Origin of the sequence: Phormidesmis priestleyi ULC007 (assembly GCF_003003695.1) — a bacterium.
GTDB lineage: Bacteria > Cyanobacteriota > Cyanobacteriia > Leptolyngbyales > Leptolyngbyaceae > Phormidesmis_A > Phormidesmis_A priestleyi_A.
This window is the reverse complement of sequence record NZ_PVWG01000098.1, coordinates 1-2,962: the sequence shown is the minus strand read 5'-3', so window position 1 is coordinate 2,962 and position 2,962 is coordinate 1. Positions and strand designations below refer to the sequence as shown.

The 2,962-nt window shown below is 47.0% G+C and carries 3 protein-coding genes; all 3 read left to right on the top strand.

What is annotated here, in order from left to right; translation table 11 throughout:
- Positions 1-946: 946 nt before the first annotated feature.
- Entirely contained in the window at positions 947-1,450 is a 504-nt protein-coding gene (locus C7B65_RS26710; RefSeq protein WP_106254244.1) for a helicase HerA domain-containing protein, read from the top strand.
- A gap of 367 nt (positions 1,451-1,817) precedes the next feature.
- On the top strand, positions 1,818-2,612 hold the full coding sequence (locus C7B65_RS26705) for a DUF4158 domain-containing protein (RefSeq protein WP_073075349.1): 795 nt from the start codon (positions 1,818-1,820) through the stop codon (positions 2,610-2,612).
- A gap of 22 nt (positions 2,613-2,634) precedes the next feature.
- Positions 2,635-2,910, top strand: coding sequence for a hypothetical protein (locus C7B65_RS26700; protein ID WP_073075350.1), 276 nt, complete (start codon positions 2,635-2,637; stop codon positions 2,908-2,910).
- Positions 2,911-2,962: the final 52 nt, after the last annotated feature.

The following is a 2,962-nucleotide window of genomic DNA, read 5'->3' as shown; positions in this document are numbered from 1 at the left end:
TACTCTCCCAGATTGCATTCGGGATCTAGCCAATCAAGTCCATCAGGTTTTTCGCTGGCTAACTTGAAACCACCCTGGCTCATCTTGTCTGAGAAGGGGTTTGAGGAGCAGCGGAACAGTAACGTACGTTAAGCATCGTTTGTCTTCTGTACCAATTAAACCCTTCTGGCAATAGAAGGCTGAAACCCTTGATATACCGTTCTCATTTCTTGTACCAATTAGCCCTTACTTCGACTGGTACAAACTATTGCAGTAAATGGGGCAAACGGGGAATTCGGACAAAATCGTACGCTAAGCCTGAAATCTTCTCTCAGAGAGCTTTCCAAGCTACCGCATGATCGATAAACTAGCTCTTTAAGTCGTTTTAAGCGGTTTCTTACAAGAATAAAACCATACGGGTTTCTAGCTGATTGACTAATATTGCCCACCCCGCCCTAAATGTAAAAGTAGAATTGAAACCTTTGCTGGTTAGTCTTTTCAGCGCCTTTCTCCCTTCCCACTTACTGCCTTGCTATGCGTTCTTGATCGTGCGAAAACTTAGCCCATATTGCTTTAAATGCACCATGATTCTGGCAAGGGTTATCGCACTAGAAATGATGCTGATTTGATGACTATAAGCCCAACCAAGAGATCGTGCGGAAAGTAGACTTTTTGCACTCTCAAAGGCTCTGTAGCCCAAACAGTGTTCCAGATCCCTATCTACACAAGCTTTCGATAGCCTGTGCGGCTAACTTTACGTTTTGGGCGGGATGGGCAATATTAGCCTGATTAGGACACCGGACAAGTGAATGATAAAATCCTGTAAGTCATATAGGAAAAGACTTTTAGGCTTAGCGTACGATTTTGTCCGAATTCCCCGTTTGCCCCTAATACGGGGCAACCTTTAGCACTGCCATCGACCGATACCACAAGTTCACCCATCGGCAACGATACGCGCCTGATTGCTGTGGATGTACCGAGTTCCCCGGCTGCTCAGTTGTCAAAGTGGGACGAGGATGAGCAACTGTTAGCCTCACCCGCCCGCCATGAATGGATGCAAGATTTACTGTCTTATCCATCGGTTCTAATTTGGGGTGCGCCTGGGGCGGGGAAGTCAACCTTTGCAGAATGGCTGATGAGCGAACGGGTTAAAGCTGGACATAAGCTTGAGATCTTAGATCCGCATCGTGAGTTTGGGCAGTGGGACGGCTTAGACACGTTTGGCGATGGCATGAACTTCAACGCGATCGACGACAGGCTTAAAGCCTTTGCTGATTTAGTCGAGAGCCGATATTTGGGACGGTCAAAAAAGGCAGATTTCAACCCCCGCCCGCTAACCGTTCTGGCAGAAGAATTTACCCAATGGGCTAAGAAGTGTGAGCATTCAGCCTCATTTTTTGAGATGTCAGTGAGTGATATTCGCAAGATAAATTGTCATGTGGTTTATGGGGTCGAGCCGAGATACGTGTAAAATGGTGCCACGGATCTTGAAAACGATTGCTGTGCATATATTGTAGACATCAACTCTTCTAGTGACTACAATTCTGGTTCACTGCCGGACGCGCAGAAGTTCAATCCAATGAGACAGGGGTGCAACTGTTGCTGAGCCAAGCGAAATTGTAATTTTATAGATTGTGGTTGGCAGCGATCTGTCTCAGGGGATTTGGGCGTTACAGCGTACTACAGAATCGACAATCAGTCCGAGCTTAGTTCAGCCCACTTCTGAGATAAAGCATCTCAGGATGGGACAGTCAAACTCACAACAACCTATGGGGAGTCGCGTCTACAGAAAACGATAAACTGAGTTTGCTCTTAAATGTTATTTCTCCTCTGTCTGCATGACTGCGATTGAACGCACTGCCTATCCCCGCTTCAAGCAACAACCCACTGCTAAAGAACTCGCAGGACTCTATACTCCAACGTCCAGTGAGATGGCATTTGCCCAATCCCAAACGGTCAGCAAGATGGGGCAGTTGCGAATTCTGGTTTTACTCAAGTCACTCCAACGTTTGGGCTACTTTCCCCATCCCGACTTTGTTCCGACCCCAGTGATTCAACATTTGCGTTCTCATCTGAAACTCCCATCGAACATCTCAGCCATTTCACCGCTTCGCACTCGTCGTCGATATCAGCAAGCCATTCGGACTTATCTGAACATCAAACCCTATGATGACGTAGCGCAGCAGCTCGTCGCCGATGCCATTGCAAAAGCTGCCGAAGTCATGGATTATCCCGCTGATTTAATCAATGTGTCCATTGAAGAATTAGTCAAACAGCGCTATGAACTGCCTGCTTTTAGCACACTAGATCGCTTAGCTGGCAACATTCGTTCGGTTGCCAACACCCGTTTATTTGAGAGAATTTCCGAGCATCTATCGACCTCTGAGCGCACTTATCTGGATCAACTGCTCCTACCTACAACTTCGCAAGCCCAAGCAACCCTCAATTTACTCAAAGCTCCTGCAAAAAGTGCCACCTTGTCACATATGCAGCAGTTGCAGATTAAATTCGACCAGTTGATGTCATTTGGAGATGCTAAGCGCCTATTAGTCGGCATTGCGCCCAGTAAAGTCAAATCTTTTGCAGCACAAGCCAAAGTTCTAGATGTAACCGAGTTGGGAGAAACCCTCTAAGCGCCGGACTCTGCTGATATGCTTGCTCTATCAAGCACAAGTCAAAACTCGCGATCATTTGGTAGAAATGTTTCTCAAACGGATGCGAACGTTGCACAATCGAGCCAAAGCCCGGTTGGTCGAACTGCGAGAACGCCACCGTGCTCAAACAGAAGCGCTCCTGAAAGTTTTCGCTGACGTTCTGATGATTTCCAATGCGCCCCAAGATCATGCCAGTTTAGGAGAACAAATTCAGGCAGTCCTCAGCCTCAATGGTGGAGCAGGATTGCTGTTAGAGGGTGTTTTAAAAGTCAGGTGAAGCGTAAAAAAGCTCTCCGGTAATACGCTGTAAATACAACAACTACAGCACC

What these genes read in the sequence shown, in the direction of transcription:
- C7B65_RS26705 (WP_073075349.1), top strand. Translation starts at nt 1,818, where the DNA reads ATGACTGCGATTGAACGCACTGCCTATCCCCGCTTCAAGCAACAACCC.